General features: G+C 61.1%; 15 protein-coding genes. 4 read left to right on the forward strand and 11 right to left on the reverse strand.

What is annotated here, in order from left to right:
* Positions 1 to 14: 14 nt before the first annotated feature.
* The 7 genes from DRET_RS11300 to DRET_RS11335 form a co-directional block, all read right to left on the reverse strand.
* Positions 15 to 551 carry a hydrogenase maturation protease gene (locus tag DRET_RS11300; RefSeq protein WP_015752682.1) on the reverse strand — a complete coding sequence of 179 codons (537 nt, stop codon included), beginning with the start codon at positions 549 to 551 and terminating at the stop codon, positions 15 to 17.
* Positions 551 to 2,011 carry a Ni/Fe hydrogenase subunit alpha gene (locus DRET_RS11305; RefSeq protein ID WP_015752683.1) on the reverse strand — a complete coding sequence of 487 codons (1,461 nt, stop codon included), beginning with the start codon at positions 2,009 to 2,011 and terminating at the stop codon, positions 551 to 553. Before DRET_RS11305 ends, DRET_RS11300 begins: the two co-directional genes overlap by 1 nt.
* Positions 2,012 to 2,027: 16 nt before the next feature.
* Positions 2,028 to 3,032 carry an NADH-quinone oxidoreductase subunit B family protein gene (locus tag DRET_RS11310; protein WP_015752684.1) on the reverse strand — a complete coding sequence of 335 codons (1,005 nt, stop codon included), beginning with the start codon at positions 3,030 to 3,032 and terminating at the stop codon, positions 2,028 to 2,030.
* A gap of 23 nt (positions 3,033 to 3,055) precedes the next feature.
* Positions 3,056 to 5,479, reverse strand: coding sequence for a hydrogenase iron-sulfur subunit (locus DRET_RS11315; RefSeq protein ID WP_015752685.1), 2,424 nt, complete (start codon positions 5,477 to 5,479; stop codon positions 3,056 to 3,058).
* A gap of 127 nt (positions 5,480 to 5,606) precedes the next feature.
* Complete coding sequence (locus tag DRET_RS11325; protein WP_015752686.1) at positions 5,607 to 7,583, reverse strand: heavy metal translocating P-type ATPase; 1,977 nt, start codon at positions 7,581 to 7,583, stop codon at positions 5,607 to 5,609.
* Positions 7,584 to 7,766: 183 nt separating this feature from the next.
* Positions 7,767 to 8,126, reverse strand: a complete 360-nt coding sequence (locus DRET_RS11330; RefSeq protein ID WP_015752687.1) for an ArsR/SmtB family transcription factor — start codon at positions 8,124 to 8,126, stop codon at positions 7,767 to 7,769.
* A 100-nt stretch (positions 8,127 to 8,226) separates the two neighbouring features.
* The gene (locus tag DRET_RS11335) at positions 8,227 to 9,141 is read right to left on the reverse strand and encodes a YitT family protein (RefSeq protein ID WP_015752688.1); all 915 of its coding nucleotides are present in this window, start codon (positions 9,139 to 9,141) and stop codon (positions 8,227 to 8,229) included.
* A gap of 246 nt (positions 9,142 to 9,387) precedes the next feature.
* On the opposite strand from DRET_RS11335, the gene msrB reads away from it, so the two are divergent.
* The gene (gene msrB, locus DRET_RS11340) at positions 9,388 to 10,443 is read left to right on the forward strand and encodes a peptide-methionine (R)-S-oxide reductase MsrB (RefSeq protein ID WP_015752689.1); all 1,056 of its coding nucleotides are present in this window, start codon (positions 9,388 to 9,390) and stop codon (positions 10,441 to 10,443) included.
* 79 nt (positions 10,444 to 10,522) lie between these two features.
* On the opposite strand, the gene DRET_RS11345 is transcribed toward msrB, so the two are convergent.
* Positions 10,523 to 11,422 carry a M23 family metallopeptidase gene (locus DRET_RS11345; RefSeq protein WP_015752690.1) on the reverse strand — a complete coding sequence of 300 codons (900 nt, stop codon included), beginning with the start codon at positions 11,420 to 11,422 and terminating at the stop codon, positions 10,523 to 10,525.
* Positions 11,423 to 11,563: 141 nt separating this feature from the next.
* Positions 11,564 to 12,067: a tRNA (N6-threonylcarbamoyladenosine(37)-N6)-methyltransferase TrmO gene (tsaA, locus tag DRET_RS11350; RefSeq protein WP_015752691.1), complete on the reverse strand. Its 504-nt coding sequence runs from the start codon at positions 12,065 to 12,067 to the stop codon at positions 11,564 to 11,566.
* 267 nt (positions 12,068 to 12,334) lie between these two features.
* On the opposite strand from tsaA, the gene DRET_RS11355 reads away from it, so the two are divergent.
* From DRET_RS11355 to DRET_RS11365, 3 genes are read left to right on the forward strand one after another with little or no spacing between them, the layout of a single operon-like run.
* Positions 12,335 to 13,552: an ammonium transporter gene (locus tag DRET_RS11355; RefSeq protein WP_015752692.1), complete on the forward strand. Its 1,218-nt coding sequence runs from the start codon at positions 12,335 to 12,337 to the stop codon at positions 13,550 to 13,552.
* 54 nt (positions 13,553 to 13,606) lie between these two features.
* A complete protein-coding gene (locus DRET_RS11360; protein ID WP_015752693.1) occupies positions 13,607 to 13,945 on the forward strand; it encodes a P-II family nitrogen regulator in 339 nt (112 codons plus the stop codon).
* Between the two features lie 11 nt (positions 13,946 to 13,956).
* Complete coding sequence (locus DRET_RS11365; RefSeq protein ID WP_015752694.1) at positions 13,957 to 16,413, forward strand: [protein-PII] uridylyltransferase family protein; 2,457 nt, start codon at positions 13,957 to 13,959, stop codon at positions 16,411 to 16,413.
* 67 nt (positions 16,414 to 16,480) lie between these two features.
* Here the strand turns inward: DRET_RS11365 and DRET_RS11370 are convergent, their stop codons facing one another.
* Together DRET_RS11370 and DRET_RS11375 are read right to left on the reverse strand one after the other, a co-directional pair.
* Positions 16,481 to 16,792 (reverse strand): hypothetical protein, encoded by a 312-nt coding sequence (locus tag DRET_RS11370; RefSeq protein ID WP_015752695.1) that lies wholly within the window; start codon positions 16,790 to 16,792, stop codon positions 16,481 to 16,483.
* Between the two features lie 177 nt (positions 16,793 to 16,969).
* Positions 16,970 to 17,815, reverse strand: a complete 846-nt coding sequence (locus DRET_RS11375; protein ID WP_015752696.1) for a glycine betaine ABC transporter substrate-binding protein — start codon at positions 17,813 to 17,815, stop codon at positions 16,970 to 16,972.
* Positions 17,816 to 17,843 lie beyond the last annotated feature (28 nt).

Below are 17,843 nucleotides of genomic sequence, written 5' to 3' on the forward strand. Positions count from 1 at the left end.
CTCACCCCGAACAGCTACACGCCGTGCGCTCGGCTGTTGCGCGCCTCCGACGGCCGTGTCCAACGCTGTATTTGGGTGGCAATGCGTTCACTCGCTTCCCGTGCGCCCTGAAGCACCGCTGGAGCGCAGCCTTCGCCGAAAAAACACATCTCCTGGATCTGGATACCAACAATCAGGACCTCTTCGGGCCAGCGACAGGAATACAGCGTCCGGTACAACTCAAGTACCAGGCCAAGATCCAGGCCGTGGGAGGATTTCAGCCGCGGCGTCGGCATCCGGTCCAGGTCGTGGACCCCGAGTTCGTGGACCGAGCCCGGTGGCAAGCCACAATCCAAGGCGTCGACAACGACAAGGTGACGGCAGGGCTGCAACAGATCCAGCAGGGCGTCGCCTCCTGTGCCGCCCCAGGTGATTGTGGCGCTACCGGGATCGAGCCGATCCTGGAGCAAAGCCGCCACCTCCCACCCCACGCCGTCGTCACGAAGCAGGGTATTGCCCAGGCACAGGACCTGGACGGAAATCTCGGGCATGGCCGCGGGTCGGTGTTCCATCACGACCGTTTCAGAGTCCGGAACACGGCGTTGTTGTGCCACAGGCGCACCTCGAGGTCTGACTCCCCGGGCAGGGCATGGGTGGCGCAGGCCAGGCAGGGGTCATAGGCGCGATACCCCATTTCGATCATGTCCAGGACGGCTTCGTCCGGCGCGCCGTCCTGGATCAGTCCCTGGGCCGCCTTTTTGACCGACATGCCCATCCCGGCATTGTTCTGGACTGTGGCCACAATAAGATTGACCGTTTTGACCAGGCCGTTGGCGTCGGTGGTGTAATGGTGGATGAGCGAGCCCCGCGGCGCTTCGACAACCCCGACTCCCTCGCCGGGCCGCCCCTCTGGCAGACTGCGCACATTCGTGTCAGTCACTTCCGGATCCTGCGAGAGGTCCACCAGGGCCTCGGCCGCCTGCATGAGTTCAACCAGCCGGGCCCAGTGGAAGGCCAGGGTGTTGTGGATCGGGGTGCCGCCGTAAAAGGCGCGCATCGTTTCATACGCCTCTTGGGCCAGCGGCGTGGCCATACCGTCCGCGACATTGAGCCGGGCCAGGGAATTGACCCGGTACACACCGCTGTCGGCCCCATCGATAAGACCGTGCCACCCTTTGTCCCGCAGGTAGGGAAACTTCATATAGCTCCACGGCAACACCGTTTCAGCGAGATGCTCGAGGTAATCGCTGCCATCGAACTGGGCCATGGTCTCCCCTTCGGGGGTCACCACCCGCAACTGCCCGTCGTAGAAATTGACCCGGCCCTGGGAGTCGACCAGGCCCATATAATGGGTCCGGTGGGTAAAGAGCTCACCGGTGAGCAACTCCCGGTTTCTGTCCTGGGCCAGGATATGGTTTTCAAAAAACCAGAGCGCGAATTGGGCGAACTCCCTGATCTCAGAGGCCATGCCAGCGATTTCCTGCCGCGTCTTTTCGGACACGGGACCAGCCATGCCGCCCGGCAGGGACGCCACCGGATGGATGGGGTGACCGGCTATAAGACCCTGGATTTTCTGGGCGTATCCGCGATTTTGCAGGACCCGGCGCACCGCGCCCTTGCCGAGTTCGTCCACGAGTCCCAGGATATTCCGTTTGCCCGGGCCTGCTTCCGGCCCGGGCATGAAATCCGGAGCGGCCAGGGCGAAAAAGTGCAGGATGTGGCTGTGGGCGATGTGGGCATTGTAAAAAAGTTCGCGTATTTTGCGCGCCGCTGGAGGGGGCGTCAGCCCGTAGACCGCATCCGCTGCCTTGGAAGAGGCCATATGGTGGGCACCAGGGCAGACACCGCAGATTTTCGGTGTAATCCTGGGGAGTTCCTCCACGGGACGGCCCTGACAGAATTGCTCGAATCCCCGGAGTTCGACAACCTGGAAATAACTGTCCTGCACGGTGCCGTCGTCGTTGAGAAAGATATCGATCTTGCCGTGGCCCTCGAGACGGGTCAGTGGATCGATGCTGATTTTCTTGGCCATAGAGCGCCTCACTCGGCTATTTGCCGCCGTTGTCCTTCACTTTTCGGGGCACAATCCCGCAGGGCAGGGTAAATCGGTACACCGAGCCCAGGGGGTCTCTAAAACTGTTCACCGCCCGTTTCATCTCCCCGCGGGAGAGGAAATCCTCGCCGCCTTCCCCGGCGACAGAACCGAACACGGACAAGGCCTCAGCTCCGGGATCGTAGACCCCCGGGGCCGGACCGAAACAACCGCGGCAGGGCATATTGACAGTAATGCAGGCCGAACCGCACCCGCCACGGGTAAACGGCCCCATACAGATAACACCCTGCTCCAGAAAACAGGTTTCCGGGTCGGCCACGATTTCGTGAGGGCGATAAAGCCGCGGCATGCGTCCAGCGCGCCGGGTCTCAGCCCGGGGGCATTCCTGGCACAGCGTCGCCTCCGGAGCGAGAATGCTCCCCGCAGGGGGGAGATCGTCCCCCGCATTGTAGGCCTGGACCACACCGAGCAGGTCGAGAATCCGTTCCGGGGTCGGCGGGCAGCCCGGGAGAAAATAATCGACGTCCACGACCTGGTGCAGTGCCCGGACACTGTCGTGAAATGCCGGCAAGGTCACCTCGCCGCCAGGGACGGGAGTGCGCTGCTGCGGGCGGATCTGGTCCGGATTATCCGTGGAAACCGTGTCCTGATACGCGACCCGGAAGATCTCCTCGCGGTCGGACTGGTTGGCCAGCCCGGGAATCCCGCCATGACAGGCACAAGCCCCATAAGCGACCAGGACCCGGCACCGTTCGCGGAGCCGCCGGGCATCCTCCGCCTGTTCGCTGGTACGCACCACCCCGTTGAACAAGCCGATATCCACACTTTTTTCCGGGAGCGCTTCGAGGTCGCTGCGCTTATAATCCAGGGCCACCGGCCAGTAGACGACATCGGCCACCGCCGTGAGTTCCAGCAGCTTTCCCTGGGTATCCAACAGCGATACATCGCAGCCACCGCAGGCTCCGGCCCAATTCATGGCGATTGACATTCTGCGACTCATTGCATCCTCCTCGCTCTGGGCGCCTAGACCAATTGTTTGAGCCTGTCCTGGGCCGCGGGATTGGGCCCCAGTTTGCGCAAGATACCGTCCATGGCCCCGACGATATCCACAAATTCCTTGCCGTGGGCCACGCCGATATTGGCAAAGCGCAACCGGTTGCTATCCAGTCCGAGCTGTTCCAGAAGATTTTGGGCCAGGCCGATGCGTTTATCAGCCAAATAGTTGCCGTGGAGGTGGTGACAGCTTTTGGTCGGGCAACCGCCGACCAGGATACCGTCCACACCGCGGCGAAACATCTCCAGCAAAAGCCCGGTGTTGACCGAGGACGAACACCGGATGCGGATGCTGCGGACATTGGACGGGGCTTTGCGCCGTTCTGTGCCGGCCATGTCCGCCCCGCAATACGAGCACCAATAGCACAACAAGGCCAGAATCCGCGGCTCGCCCTCAGGCAGAGCGCTAAAGGCGACTTCGGCCTGATCAAGGAGCTGGCGGTCAGTGAAGTTGGCCAGTTGGGCCGCGTGGGTCGGGCAGGCAGCCGCGCACAAACCGCAGGCCTGGCAAAAGGCCGGATCCGCAACCATTCCCTCCTCTGTCAGGCGGATGGCCCCGTGCGGGCAGACCGTTTCGCACATCCGGCACTGGATACAGGTCTCGCGGTTGAGATGACTGCTATGCTTGGGCGGGGTTTTCTGTCCGAAATGCAGCGCCGGCAAGGCGGTCATGGCCGCGGCCTTGCCCTGCTCCACGGCCTGCTGGACAACCTTGGGACCGGAAGAAGCCCCGGTATAGTAGACCCGATCCACAAAACATTCCGTCGGCCGAAAAATGCGGGGCTGGTTCTCGATGGGGAAACCGACGTTATCCAGGGCCACCCCGAGCTGGTCAGCCAGGCGGCGAGCCTGTTGCCGCGGCGTCTGGGCCGAGGCCAGGACCACCAGGTCGGCGTCGATGTCCAGGTGGCCCTCAGGATCGAATTCGAACTCGCCCATGGACGAGGTGGTCTGCTCCCCGATCTGCCTGATCGTGAGCCGGACCGCGCCGTCCTCGGCGTCCGCGATGGCGGTCAGGTCACCCTGAACGAATTCCACGCCCATTTTCTGGACCATGTCGTACATGGCTTCGAACGACCGTTCATAGGTCCGCACGTCGTAATAATAGAGAATACTGACTGCGGTTTCCGGCAGGAGTCTGGCGACCTGCTGCGCTTGGCGCATGGTCGCCCCGCAACAGGTCTTGGAGCAATAGGGCACCCCGCCGGTGGATTTGTCGGCTGTCGCCCGGGATCCGGCGCAAAGGACAAAGACAATATGCTCGGGCGCCTCCCCGGTTTGGGGATTGGTGATGCCCTGGTCGAGCATGCGTTCGAACTGCATGCCGTGCACAACATTGGGGGCGTCGGTGTGAAAGGCCTGCTCCTGGCTCAGATCCAGAGTTTCAAAGCCGGTGGCCAGGAAAACCGCCCCATAGTCCTGGACACGTTCCTCGGGTTCGGCCTTGAGATCGATGGCCCCCGCGGGACAAACCTCTTCGCAGGCCCCGCAGCGGGTGCAGACGTCGTCCAGAATCGTATACGCGTCGGGCACCGCTCGCGGGGCGTCCTTGTCAATAGCCTTGCGGGCAAAAAGCCCCTCGTTGAAGCCGCTGTGTCCGAATTCGGGACAAACAGCACTGCAAGCGCCGCAGGCAACGCAGGCGGCCGGATCAACGGGCTGGGCGGCGCTGGAGAGACGGGCCCGAAAATTCCCCTCATGCTTCGTGATCGAGGTCACTTCGGTCTGGGTGAAGGCGGTCACCTTGCGCTGGACCAGCGTTCCCAATGCTTGAACCGGACCAACACACAGGCTCAGACACCGGCCGTCCCATTGCTCGCTTTGAAACAAAAGCCGGATCTGGGCCATGCGTCCGCCCACGGAAGGGGCTTGTTCGACCAGGGTCACCTCGCGACCCATGCCGGCCAGTTCCTTGGCCGTGGCCAGACCGGCTGGACCGCCGCCAACCACCAGGGCCCGCTGGGCAACAGGTACGGGCGGGGACGAGGGAGTGGCCGTGCACAACCGGGCATGGGCCATCCGGAGTTCATCAAGAGCCTTGGCCTCAAGTCCCGGCCCCGCTTCATGGAGCCACACGCCCTGTTCGCGGGTGTTGGCGACTTCGAAGAGGCTCGAATCAACAACGCCAGAGAGCGCAGCGGCAATCTCCTCTTCGGGAAATTTCAGGGACGATCGTGGCGAACATCCGGCGAAAAGAAGCCGGTCGGCGCCGGCATCGGCGAATCGCTTGCGAAAACCTTCGGTGGCAGCGGGATTGCAACAGCCGGCCGCCGTCTCGACATGGACCACATGCGGCCACTCACGGACCGTTGCGGCCAGCGCCTCAAGGTCCAGGGCGTCGCTGATCTGTCCTTGGCAACCGCAAAGCCAGACAGCTATTCGGGGAGCCTGCATGGACACCTCCTCCGTCTTCGGCGCAGGGGCCTGACGGGTGGATTGGACTCGATCTGGGGATGAACTCAAGAAACGGCCTGCTGTTATGCCAAAGCCACAGCACAAGCGCAAGGCAGGCCCCGCAAACTCATTCCCGGAACCGCAGCACCTTCAGGCTGTTGACCACCGCCAGCAAGGCAGCGCCCACATCGGCAAAGATCGCCCCCCACATATTGGCCAACCCCACGGCCCCCAAAACCAGGACGACACCCTTGATGCCCAGGGCCAGCCCAATATTCTCCCAGACCACCCGCCGGGTCCGCTTGGCAAGTCTGATCGCTTCGGCCATCTTGCTTGGAGTGGCCTCCATGAGCACCACATCGGCGGCCTCGATGGCCGCATCCAGGCCACTGGCACCGCCCATGGCCACGCCGATATCCGCACGGGTCAGCACCGGGGCGTCGTTCAGCCCATCGCCGACGAAAACAACTCGCGAACCGGAGCGGCTCTTTTCCAGAAACCGTTCCACGACACCGACCTTGTCCTGGGGCAACAGGCGGGCGTGAACCTGATCCAGACCCAAGCCTTGGGCCACATCCCAGGCCGTGGCCTCAGCGTCGCCGGTGAGCATATGCTGTTCGCGCACCCCGGCCTCACGGAGACGGGTAATCGCTGCGGCGCTGTCACGGCGCACTGTATCTGTGATGACAAGCGTTCCGGCATAGTCACCGTCAATGGCGACATGCAGCCGCGTGCCGGAACCCCGGCGCCGGGGTTCCGGGATCGCAATCCCTTTGCCAGCCAGGAGTTGGTTCCGGCCGACCACCACCAAAGAGGCATTGACCCGGGCCTGGACGCCGAGACCGGAATGCTCCTCATAGGTGGTGACCGCCTCTTCATTGAGCTGCCCCGCATAGGCCTCGCGCACCGCCACAGCGACCGGATGACTGGAATGCATCTCGGCCAGGGCTGCATACTCCAGCACCGCCTCCCGGCTCCAGCCCTTCTCGGTCAGAATCTCTGAAACCGCAAAGGCTCCGCTCGTCAGGGTCCCGGTCTTGTCCCACAAAATCGTCTGCACCCGGGACAAACCCTCCAGAAAATTGGCCCCCTTGATGAGGATACCGCGCCGGGACGCCGCCCCAATTCCGGCAAAAAAGGTCAAGGGAATGGACAGGACCAGAGCGCAGGGGCAGGAAACGACCAGAAAAATCAATCCCCGATAGATCCACTCACTGAAGGACAAAGGAGCGGCAAACCAGCTCGCGGCCAGCGGCAGGCGGGAGAGCAGCGGGGGGGCCAAGGCCACCGCCAGAGCAGCACAAACCACAATCGGGGTATAATACCGCGCGAACACCGTTATGAACTGCTCGATCTCCGCCTTTTTCTGCCCCGCTCCCTGCACCAGTTCCAGGATCCGGGCCACAGTGGACTGGTGTGCGGCCCGAATCACCCGGACATGGAGCACACCGGACTGGTTGACCATCCCGGCGAGCACCGATTCTCCCGGCTCGACGAAACGCGGCAGAGGCTCTCCGGTCAGATCTGCGGTGTCCAAGGAGGCCGACCCTTCAGCCACTTCGCCATCGAGAGGGACCCGTTCTCCCGGACGGACCCGGATCAATTCCCCCACCTGAACAGAAGCGGGGTCGACCTGCACAAAGCTGCCCTCACGCTGAACAGCGGCGACATCCGGACGCAGAGCGAGTAGCCCCTGGATAGAGCGGCGCGAGGAATCCACGGCCGCATCCTGCAGGGCCTCGCCGATGCGGTAGAAAAGCATCACGCCCACAGCCTCGCCGTAGGCCCCGATGCCAATGGCTCCCAGCGTCGCCAGACTCATGAGAAACAATTCGTCAAAGATTTTTCCCTGCCGGATATTGCGCCAGGTGGCCGCCAGGATCTCCCGGCCAATCCAGACATAGCTGCCCAACAAGGCGACCACCCAGAGCCAGTCTGGCTCGAGATGGGCCAGCCGCGCGGTGAGGGCAACCGCAAAAACTGCTGCTGCGGGCAGGATCTGCCGCAGTTCCTGGCGCAATCCCTCTTTTTCAGGGCCGCTTGCACCGCAATGACTGCAACCACAGGAGGCCCCAGTGGGGCACGCTTCTTCAATATTGTGCATACCGTTTCCTTGACTGCCTTTCTCTTGCTTTGCCAGCTTTTGAGGGCTGTTGTATTCGTTTCACCTGTTTTCCGACCGAGCCCCCTACCGGCCCCTCCCTTCCGGGCGGAGCGGTCAAATAGGTCAGCCGGCTTGACGGCCTGCCGACGCTCTCGAGCACGACTTATTCACGCACATGGTCCATTATTCACGCACATGGTCCAGGGCCTGCTGAAACAGCGTCCGCACATGGTCGTCGTTGAGACGGTAAAAAGCCATCTTGCCTTCCTTGCGATAGGCCACCAGCCGAGCCGCCCTGAGGACCCGGAGTTGATGCGAGACCGCAGAAACACTCATTCCCAGAACACGACTGAGATCGCAGACGCACAATTCGGCCTGGCTGAGTGAATACAAAATCTTGACCCGGGTCGCGTCGCCCAGAACCTTGAACAACTCCGCCACCTCACCGAGTTCAGCGGCGCCGACCATTGCGGCGGCCACAGTCTTGATGGTCTCCGGGTGTTCCTGGAATACTTCGCATTCGGTCTGCTTGTCTTTGCTCATGAGCCGCCCTGTTTTTTTATTGCAACGCTTGATCAATTGTTCAATTAATAAACCCTACCGCTCCTGTCAATCCGTTTCCCGCTCGAGGTGCTGGCTGCCTTCAGGCTAAAGAGCGGCCACGGCGCAGCATCCGAAACCCGGAACCAAAGGCCTGCTGGGCGACGCCGATAACCACGAAGGCGTTGGGATCCGCATCTGCGACCACATCCTTGAGCGCCCGCACCTGAGAGCGGCTCACTGTACAATAGAGCATGGTGTGGGCGGCGTCGGTGTACCCGCCGGTCACCGTCCACTGGGTCACGCCGCGGTCCAATCCGTGCATGAGCGCCCGCCGCAATTCCTGCGGGGCGTCGGTGATGATCAGGGCCGTTCTGACGTGGCTTGTCCCTTCCAGGACGAAATCAGAAGCAAACCCCGAAAAAAACAGCGAGATAAGCGCCAGTAAGGCAAGTTCCCAGCCAAAGACCAGGCCGGCAAGGAAAATGATGGCCCCGTCGGTGAACAGGTAAGATTGGCCAAGAGGGAAACCGGTCTTGATCTGCAGTATGCGCCCCGGGATGCTGGTGCCTCCGATACTCCCGCCGGCCCGGAAAATGATCCCCGTACCCAGACCGAATACAATCCCGGCGTAGAGGGCATTGAGCAACAAATCTTCGGTAACGGGATACGTTTCCAGGGCTGTGGGCAACCACTCGGTGAAAATATTGGTCGCCATGGAGAACACGAGCACAGCGAGCACGGTCGAGACAAGAAAACGCATCCGTCCCAGATAGAAATACCCCAGGACAAGCAGGGGGACATTCATGGCCAGGATCTGGGTGCCTTCGGACCAGCCTGTGAAGCGGTTCAAAACGATCGCCAGACCGCTGACCCCGCCCGCTGCCAAATCCACAGGGACCTGAAACAGGCTGAAGCCAAAAGCGACCAGGGTTGCCCCCAGGGCGATCATGGTCTGACGGGCGCAAAACCGCCAGACATCCTTTCCGGAAATTCCCTTTTTGAACAATTGACGCATCGACGCGGCTCCTTGAGCGGATGTCACTGCCGGCCAACCCGGCCGAGAAAAAACGGATACCGGCCGTATGCGGACCGGTTCGGGATGGTTGTGCCTGGACGAGCCGGAACTCGCAAGGCCGTTCACCGTGGTTTTACTCCTCTCTATGTCTCTGCTGTCCGGCCACCGGCGATTGAACTCTTGCCATCCCCGTTTTGCGCCTTAATTGCACTATATGCTCAAAAAAAACGAATGGAGGGTCCCTGTATGAAGACGCTTCTTTTTGCTTTTGTGTTGATTATAGCCGGAGCGGGCCAGCTGCACGCCTCCAAGAACTCGGCCACGGCCTATTTCGCTGGCGGGTGCTTCTGGTGCGTCGAAGCCGACCTGGAAAAGCGCCCAGGCGTCAAGGAGGTGGTTTCCGGCTATAGTGGTGGCGAGGAGCCCGACCCGAGCTACGAAGAGGTCGCCTCCGGACAGACCGGGCACCGCGAGAGCGTCAAGGTTATCTACGACCCCGAAATTGTGTCGTATACAACGCTTCTGGATCACTTTTGGCGCAGCATCGACCCCACCGATCCCGGGGGGTCGTTTGGCGACCGCGGTCACCAGTATACCTCGGCGGTGTATTATCAAAACGAGGACGAACGCCAGGCCGCGGAAGACTCCAAAGCCCGCCTGGACGCCTCCGGCCGTTTCGACGCCCCGGTGGTCACGGCCATTGAGCCCTTCACCGGATTTTTCCCTGCCGAGGAGTACCATCAGGACTATTACCAGACCCATGCCGTACGGTATACAACCTACCGCTTCTTTTCCGGCCGGGATCGGTTTCTGGAAAGCCATTGGCCAAAGAACCAGGATTCGGCGAACAAAGGCCCCCGATCCGCTGACAACTCCTCCCGCGAGGACTTGCAAAGCCGTCTGAGCCCGATCCAATTCGAGGTCACCCAGAATGACGGCACCGAGCCCGCCTTTGACAACGCCTATTGGAACAATAAGCAGCCCGGCATCTACGTTGATGTGGTTTCCGGCGAACCGCTTTTCTCTTCCACCGACAAATTTGATTCCGGCACCGGCTGGCCAAGCTTCACCAAACCTCTGGAACCGGAGAACATCATCGAGCGCGAAGACCGCAAACTATTCATGGTCCGCACCGAAGTCCGTTCGCGCCAGGGAGATTCCCATCTGGGCCATGTCTTTGCGGACGGCCCCGAACCCACGGGACTGCGCTATTGCATCAATTCCGCCGCCCTGCGGTTCATCCCGGCCGACGATCTGGCAAGCGAAGGGTATGCACGCTACGAGGACCTCTTTCAGGAGTAACTCCACTACCCGACCGTATTGCAAACGGGCCGCTTCCTGTGCGGAAGCGGCCCGTTTGACGCCTGTCCCCAACTCCCACTTACTGCCCGCTTGAAACGTTCAAAAGGGGCAACGGGTCCACCAATTGGCCAAGCAGACTGAGCCCGAAATGGAGATGGGCCCCGGTCACCCGGCCCGTGGCGCCGCACCGGCCCAACACCGCTCCCCGACCAACGCGTTCGCCCTCCTGAACCCTGGCCCCGCGAAGATGGAAATACATGCTGACCATGCCCCAGCCGTGATCGACATAAACACTTTTTCCGGCAAAAAAATGGTCGCCGACCAGGGCCACCCGCCCTGCAGCGACACTGCGAACCGGCGTGCCGGCCGGCGCCCGGAAGTCCACTCCGCGATGGGGCGATCGCGGCTGCCCGTTGATCTCCCGGCGCAAGCCGTAGACCGAGCCCACCGCCTGGGGCACCGGGCGCTTGAGCGGCAAACGCCAGTGCTTGGCCGGGGAACTCCGTGAGAGGGCACGCATAACGCGGGCCTTTTCCCGGTAATGGCGGTCCAAGGCCGACTGACTCAGGTCGACCTGGGAGGACGGCAGCGAGAGCCGCTGCAAGGGGTATGCAGCCTCCGCCAGACGTACCCACCGGCGCACAACCACCTCTTGTCCGCCCCGCCTGGCCCGAACTTCGAGCGCATACTCTCCGGCTGAGGCCGATTTGACGTCGGAGCCCAACAGGCACTCGAATGACTCCGCCTTTTCACCACCCCCCACCGGCAAGTGCAGGACAGAACCAAGCCAGTGCACGCCGATTTCCGACAGGCCGGCCTCAGCGGTAATCTGGATCCGAAACGGCTTTCCAAGCGGCACCTCCTGAGGGGCGTTGACCGTCAATGCCATTGCCACCCCGGGAAACAGTCCCAGGACAACCAAACACACACTCCCGGCCCAGACCATCCGGCACAGCTGTTTCCCTTTCTGTAGGCCCATCTCGTCCTCCCTGGGATTGTCCCCGCAAAATTTTCCAGCCCCTGCCCGGTTTGCTAACACGCCGTGCACCATTGCGGGGCATGGTTCGTGGGACAGCTCCGGTCGCCCGAAGCGGCCCGGAATACCGGTCCTCATCAGACCCTATTCGCCATAATCCCGCGAGGTAAAGCGGTCGTCAGCGGTCAGGGTTTCGGCCTTTTCAGCGTTTTGGGCCAGCCAACCGGTGCGCACCTCCCCGGCCGGGACGTCAAAATCCGGGACAAACGGCTTGATATCGAGCACTGGAGTGCCGTCAAGCAGATCGACATCGGCGAGGTCCAGGCGCCCTGAATAAACCGCCAGGAGTCGCACCACGGAAAGACCGATCGGGTTGGGCCGGCGGGGGGCACGGGTGGCAAAAACGCCGTGAACCTCGGTATCCATGAATGGAACCACCTCCAGGTCATAGCCTTGGCTTAAGTGGCAATGGTAGAGGACAAAAATGTGGGAAAATCCGTCCAAATCCTTAACACCCGCTTGGAATTCGGGATTGATATCGATGTGCCCCCGGACCCCCTGGGCCCCGGTAGGCTGAATAGGCGCCCCCTCGCGGCTCGTATGCGGCGAGCGGACGGTCCCGATGGAGGTAAAACACATCTCAGCCATAGCGTCTCCTTGACTCGCCCCCAGTGGCTCGCAAGCCGGGTGGCGGCATAATTGTCTGTTTGATCCTCGAAGCTCGTTCTCCGCGAAACAAGTTGTAACAAATTTGTCCAAGACCGCATCCACCCGAAAAGTCAAATGCCATTTTTGACAAAAAAACCGCTCGCCCTGGGCCAGGGTCCTTCCAAATGCGAGGGATTTCCAGCCAAAATCCGGTTTTGGCACCTCTCTTGCCTCCGTGTATTCGAACACACTGAAGGAGGTATATCTATGAGTCCTGCTGACACCGGTTTTATTCTCATTTGTGCCGCCCTGGTCATGCTCATGACCCCAGGGCTGGCCCTGTTCTACGCGGGCATGACCCGCTCCAAAAACGTCCTCGGGACCCTGATGCAGAGCTTTATCGCCCTGGCCGTGGTCACCGTGGTCTGGATTGTGTGGGGCTATTCCCTGGCCTTTGGTTCGGACATTTTCATGCTCATCGGCGGATTTGATTTTCTGGGCCTGCGCAATGTGGGCATGGAGCCCAACCCGGATCTGGCCGGCAACATTCCCCACCTGGCGTTCATGATTTTCCAATGCATGTTCGCCATCATCACCCCGGCCCTGATCAGCGGCGCCTTTGCCGAGCGGATGCGCTTCAAGGGTTTTCTCGTCTTTACAATTTTGTGGTCCACGTTTGTCTACAGCCCGTTGTGCCATTGGGTCTGGGGCGGCGGATGGATGGGTGCCATGGGCGCCCTGGACTTTGCTGGCGGCGCTGTGGTGCACATGAGTTCAGGCAGCGCAGCACTGGCGGCCTGTCTCTTTCTTGGTCCCCGAAAAGGCTATGGGACCCGGTCGTTCATTCCCCACAATCTGCCCATGACCATCACCGGGGCGGCATTGCTTTGGTTCGGCTGGTTCGGTTTCAATGCCGGGAGCGCTCTGGCTGCGGACGGTCTCGCCGCCCACGCCTTTGTGACCACCCATATTGCTACGGCCGCGGCGGTGCTTGGCTGGCTGGTGGTCGAAACCCGGCACGCCGGCAAACCAACCACACTTGGCGCCGTCTCCGGAGCCATCGCCGGACTGGTGGCCATTACTCCGGCAGCGGGCTTCGTCGGTCCCATCGGCGCCCTGATCATTGGCTTTGTCGGCGGCATGGCCTGCTACGGCACCGTGTTGCTGAAAAAAGCCTTCGGGTACGACGATTCCCTTGATGTCGTCGGCATCCACGGCGCCGGGGGCGTCTGGGGTGCGCTGGCAACCGGCCTCTTCGCCCGTCTGAGCGTCAATCCTGGCGGAGCGAACGGTCTGTTTTTTGGCAATTTTTCCCAATTCTGGATCCAGTTGATTTCGGTTGTCGCTACCTGCGTCTTCGCCTTTGCCCTGACCTGGATCCTGCTGAAAATCACGGATAGGCTGGTCGGACTGCGTGTTTCCCCTGAAGAGGAGGAACAGGGTCTGGACATCAGCCAGCACAGCGAAACAGGGTACCAGTGGTAGACCGGCTATGCCGGCCTGCCCGAACAGACAACAGGCACTCGCACTGGAGGATATATGCGCAAAATAGAGATCATTACCAGACCGTTTAAACTCGATGAGGTCAAGCAGCGTCTGACCAAGCTCGGCATCCAGGGCATGACCGTCACCGAGGTCAAGGGGTTTGGTCGTCAGCGCGGCCACAAGGAGATCTACCGGGGAGCTGAATACCAGGTCGATTTCGTGGCCAAGGTCAAGATCGAAATCGTCGTCGATGACGGCCTGGTCGAGGAGATCGTCTCCACTGTCCAGGAAGGGGCCCGCACCGGCAAGGTTGGTGACGGCAAGATCTTCATCTCCCCTGTGGATAACGCCGTGCGAATCCGCACAGGAGAAAGCGGCGCAGAAGCTCTCTGATCCGGACAGCTATGGACATCCCCGACCTCGACGCCCCTTCCCGGGCCTGCTTGGCCCAATTTGACGCTGCTCGCGCTCGAAGGGCCGGAGCCACGGATCCGAGCCGTGCTCCGGCCTTTTGTCGCGAACTTTCAGCCTGGATCGACGGGTACTTCGAGGCCCGCATCGCTTCGATCTTCCCCGGCACCACGACTGCCGTGCTCGCCGTAGGGGGATATGGCCGCAGGGAACTCGGTCTGGCCTCGGACATCGACATCCTCTTGCTCTGTCCGCCGGACTCCCCCAAAGCCGCCGAAATCGCCGGGCCACTCCTTCATCCTCTCTGGGACGCGAAGCTCGACGTCGGCCATGCGGTGCGAACCCTGGAAGAATGTCTGGCTTGGGCCTCCAGCGATCCCAGCGTCTTCGCCGCCCTGCTCGACAGGCGGTATGTCGCCGGTCGCGAGGCACTGGCCAGAGAACTCGACACCCACCTCCTGGCCTTCACCCGGCGAAGGGGCCGGGAGGTGTTTGAATGGCTGCGGACCCAGCGCCTCGAACGTGCCGCCCTGCATGGAGACGCCAGCCAGGAACTCGAACCGGATTGCAAATACGGCCTCGGTGGATTGCGCGATTACCACCTCTGCCACTGGACCGGTCTGCTCTTCGAGGACTCCGAGATAGCCCTGCCTCCGGCCATCATTGAAGGGCGCGACTTTCTCCTGGCCGCCCGCAACGCCGTCACCCTGTGTGACGGCCGCCCCCGAGACACAATTCCGCTGGATCTTATTCCCCCGGTGGCCGAGGCCCTGGCCGGAAACGACATCCAAGAGGGAAATTCGCCAGTGGAGCGCTTCTATGCCCGCTTTCAGGACCATGCCGCACGCCTCAAACGCTACACCAACCATCTGGTGCTTCACGCCGCCGATCAATTCCCCTGCGCCGCTTCGGCCACATTGACCGGCGGCGGGCTGGAATTGCTGAAGGCAGACCTGGCCACAAAACGTCTGCCAAGCTGGCAGACCCAGGAGACCTTACGGCGTGACCCCCCGCAAACCGCAAAGCAGCGCCGAGATGGGGCGGACATCGTATTGGCCTGCCTGCAGGATCCCGACCCGCTGCCGCTGTTGGAAATACTCCACGAAACCGGCTTTCTCGCGGCCATTGTCCCCCCGTGGGCACAAGCGGCCCACACCTTTGCCCTGGATGGGAGCCATCGCTATCCCACGGGGTGGCACAGCCTGCACAGCGTGGGGGCATTGGCCGAACTCAGCCGCGGCGAGGCGACTGTGTTCGGCGATCCAGGGTATGAAACCCTTGCCAAAACCCCCGTTCTCAGACTCGCCGCGCTGGTCCATGACATTGGCAAAGGACGTTCCGATCATGCCCATGCCGGTGCCCGTCTTTTTCAACCTTTCCTGGACCTTTTTGCCTTGACAGAGAAAGAGAAACGGCTGCTTCGCTTTTTGATTGAAAACCACCTCCTCCTTTCCACCACCGCCACCCGCCGGGACCTCCAAGAAGAGGAAACCGTGCTGGCCTTCGCCAACCAGGTCGGGCATCCAGCGACCCTGCACGCCCTGCTTCTGCTGACCTGGGCCGACAGCCGGGCCAGTGGCTCCGCCGGTTGGACTCCATGGGTCGCCAGTCTGATCAATGAACTGGTGACCAAGACCAGTCGCCTGCTCGCCAGCGGCGAATTCGCCGACGGGCACCATGCCCGCCGCCTCAGCCGCATCCGCGACCAGCTCCGATCCCGGATGCCATGGCCGTGCTCGGCGGAACACAAGGAAACCCTCCTGCAACGTCTGGGCTCGCGCTACCTTCTGCAGCACGATATCGACAATGTTCTCGAACACCTGGACATGTACCGTGCCGCCACTGAAAAGGCCCTGCGGGGCCCTGTTGTGCGAGCCTGGCGCAGGCAGGGAGTGGACGGATGGCGCATCGACGCCCTGTGCCTCAAGGAGGATCGGCTTTTCTCGGCCCTGGCCGGCGTGCTGACCCGGCATCAGGTCAATATCCGGTCCGGGACGCTGCACCGCTGGTTGGACGGGACTATCGTCGTTTCCCTGCACACCGACGAACCTCCGGATCCGTTGTACCCGGAGAAGTATTGGCAACGGGTCCGGTCAGACCTGGAAGCGGTCTTTTCCGCCAGGCTGGCGCTCGAATACCAGCTCGCCCGGGTGGTGCCCAGATTTGAGACTCCCCCTGGCTGTGCGGTCCAACTTCGCCTCGACAATGCGGGCTCTGATTTTTTCACGGTCATTGAAATCGCGGCCCCGGATCAGGCGGGGCTGCTCTACCGTATCGTCCACGCCCTGGAGGAGCTCAAATTGGAAGTCGCCTGGGCCTCGGTGCACACCGTCAGCCACCATGTCACAGACACCTTCTATGTCCGGGACCAATGGGGAGAAAAACTCACCGCTGCCGAACAGGAACAGACGGTCCGGCAAGCATTATACCATTGCCTCAAACCCACTTGACAGCTCTGTCTTCATAATGCGTGTCACAAGCCCCGCTCAGGTGCGTTCTTTTCGACCACCTGGTCACTCAGACCTTCTTTCGCCCCATGTGTTGCGCCTGGTGCACATCGCAGGGGCCCAGGTCGTAGACCCGGATCTTGGTACTGCGGGGAAATTCCTGTTTGAGGACCTTTTTCAAAAATTTGCGCATTTCACTGTGCTCAATTTCCAGGGTATCGACAAAAAACCCGTCCTGACGCACGAAATACCGCTCCGACGTTTCCTTACGAAAGACAACCGAACGATTTCGCTTGTAGGTCCGGACATCGAGACAATGGCCAACCGGCAATTTGGCCAGCTTCTGCAAAAAAACAGACACAAACGTCGCTTTATCCAACATGGATCTCTCGTGCTCCTTTGTTCGCCAGGAAGCAGGATACATCCCCACTGCCCTCAGTGCGCCCCCGCAACCCAGTGGGCACCCAGAGGCAGCATGCGAGACGCCGACCGCCAACGACAAAAAGGGCCGCCTCCCTTAACGGAAAGCGGCCCAGAAAGGTGTCAATGAAGCGACGCCCTAGGGCAGCCACTTCTCGACTTTTTCAGGATTCTCACTGATCCACTTCTTGGCGGATTCGTAGGGATCCATGCCGTCCTGGTTCCAGACCATGACTTCGGCCATGTCTTCGGGAGCCCAGTAGAAGTTGTCCAGAAATTCGTAGACTTCAGGCATATCTTCTTTCAGCCCCTGGCGGACGATGGTCGAAATGAACTCTTCGCCGCCATAGACGCCCTTGGGGTCGTTCAAGTACTTGAGATCCCACTTGGCGAACTTCCAGTGCGGCGTCCAGCCGGTGACCACGACCCATTCTTTGTCTTCGATACGGTTTTTCAAAACCGCGGTCATGGTCGCGCCGCTGCCTTCCATGAGTTCGATGTTGTCCATGTTGTATTCTTCGACCGCCTCTTCAGTAGCCGACATGATGCCCGCACCGGGATCGATCCCGATGATCTGCTCGTCGAACTTCTCGGCATACTCGTTGATTTGATCGATAGAATCGATGCTCACATACTCAGGCACAACAAGACCGATACGGGTGCCTTCGAGGTTGGGACCGAGATCGACAACCTCGTCCTTGACCTTTTCCAGGTAATGGCCGTGGGTGGTGGGCAGCCAGGCGGCTACCAGTCCGTCCACGTCACCTGTGGCAGTCGCCTGCCACATGGCGGCACCACTTACCGGCGTGATTTCACATTCATAACCCATTTTTTCCTGCAAAACAGCTTGGACCACATTGGTCGAAGCGACCTCGGACGACCATTCCACATAGGCCAGTTCCACGGTGTCCTTGGCCATGGCAGTGCTTACTCCAGCCAGAATGAAAGCACTCAGTACCAAAGCGATAAGCGTCAGCTTTCTCACGGTAATCCTCCTTAGGTTTGGGGTGGGT

The sequence above is a fragment of the Desulfohalobium retbaense DSM 5692 genome, from assembly GCF_000024325.1.
In the GTDB taxonomy this organism is placed as follows: Bacteria; Desulfobacterota; Desulfovibrionia; order Desulfovibrionales; family Desulfohalobiaceae; genus Desulfohalobium; species Desulfohalobium retbaense.

Excerpts from the sequence above, each read along its gene's own strand:
- DRET_RS11300 (WP_015752682.1), bottom strand. The coding sequence starts at position 551 with ATGGAACACCGACCCGCGGCCATGCCCGAGATTTCCGTCCAGGTCCTG.
- DRET_RS11305 (WP_015752683.1), bottom strand. The coding sequence starts at position 2,011 with ATGGCCAAGAAAATCAGCATCGATCCACTGACCCGTCTCGAGGGCCAC.
- DRET_RS11310 (WP_015752684.1), bottom strand. The coding sequence starts at position 3,032 with ATGAGTCGCAGAATGTCAATCGCCATGAATTGGGCCGGAGCCTGCGGT.
- DRET_RS11315 (WP_015752685.1), bottom strand. The coding sequence starts at position 5,479 with ATGCAGGCTCCCCGAATAGCTGTCTGGCTTTGCGGTTGCCAAGGACAG.
- DRET_RS11325 (WP_015752686.1), bottom strand. The coding sequence starts at position 7,583 with ATGCACAATATTGAAGAAGCGTGCCCCACTGGGGCCTCCTGTGGTTGC.
- DRET_RS11330 (WP_015752687.1), bottom strand. The coding sequence starts at position 8,126 with ATGAGCAAAGACAAGCAGACCGAATGCGAAGTATTCCAGGAACACCCG.
- DRET_RS11335 (WP_015752688.1), bottom strand. The coding sequence starts at position 9,141 with ATGCGTCAATTGTTCAAAAAGGGAATTTCCGGAAAGGATGTCTGGCGG.
- msrB (WP_015752689.1), top strand. The coding sequence starts at position 9,388 with ATGAAGACGCTTCTTTTTGCTTTTGTGTTGATTATAGCCGGAGCGGGC.
- DRET_RS11345 (WP_015752690.1), bottom strand. The coding sequence starts at position 11,422 with ATGGGCCTACAGAAAGGGAAACAGCTGTGCCGGATGGTCTGGGCCGGG.
- tsaA (WP_015752691.1), bottom strand. The coding sequence starts at position 12,067 with ATGGCTGAGATGTGTTTTACCTCCATCGGGACCGTCCGCTCGCCGCAT.
- DRET_RS11355 (WP_015752692.1), top strand. The coding sequence starts at position 12,335 with ATGAGTCCTGCTGACACCGGTTTTATTCTCATTTGTGCCGCCCTGGTC.
- DRET_RS11360 (WP_015752693.1), top strand. The coding sequence starts at position 13,607 with ATGCGCAAAATAGAGATCATTACCAGACCGTTTAAACTCGATGAGGTC.
- DRET_RS11365 (WP_015752694.1), top strand. The coding sequence starts at position 13,957 with ATGGACATCCCCGACCTCGACGCCCCTTCCCGGGCCTGCTTGGCCCAA.
- DRET_RS11370 (WP_015752695.1), bottom strand. The coding sequence starts at position 16,792 with ATGTTGGATAAAGCGACGTTTGTGTCTGTTTTTTTGCAGAAGCTGGCC.